The following is a 400-nucleotide window of genomic DNA, read 5'->3' as shown; positions in this document are numbered from 1 at the left end:
ATCGTGCATAGTTACTTGAATTGAAATTTACAACAAGAAACAAAGGTAACTAAAAGGGCTGAATTCCAAGCGAGGAATCCAGCCCTAATTTTTATATGCTCAAAAAAAGTTTTAGCGGACAGCAATAGTTTCGAATGGTTACGCTTGTTTCGAATGGTTACGCTTGTTTCGAATGGTTACGCTTGTTTCGGATGATTACCAATAATCATCTTCTTCATTGCCCAAAATATGGCACATGTACCAACGAAAAAAGCCTCAGTCACTGTCGTGACCAAGGCTCTTCGTGAAAAAGGGCGGCTACCTACTCTCCCGCATTGCATTGCAGTACCATCGGCGCAAGTGGGCTTAACTTCTCTGTTCGGAATGGGAAGAGGTGGGACCCCACCGCAATAACCGCCTG

The 400-nt window shown here is 44.0% G+C and carries 1 rRNA gene; it reads right to left on the bottom strand.

The window, feature by feature from the left end:
• Positions 1-288: 288 nt before the first annotated feature.
• Positions 289-399, bottom strand: a 5S ribosomal RNA gene (gene rrf / locus CIK92_RS05995).
• Between the last annotated feature and the right edge of the window lies 1 nt (position 400).

This window comes from Prevotella sp. P4-67, from assembly GCF_002251325.1.
Lineage (GTDB): Bacteria > Bacteroidota > Bacteroidia > Bacteroidales > Bacteroidaceae > Prevotella.
This window is presented reverse-complemented; position numbering and strand designations above follow the sequence as displayed.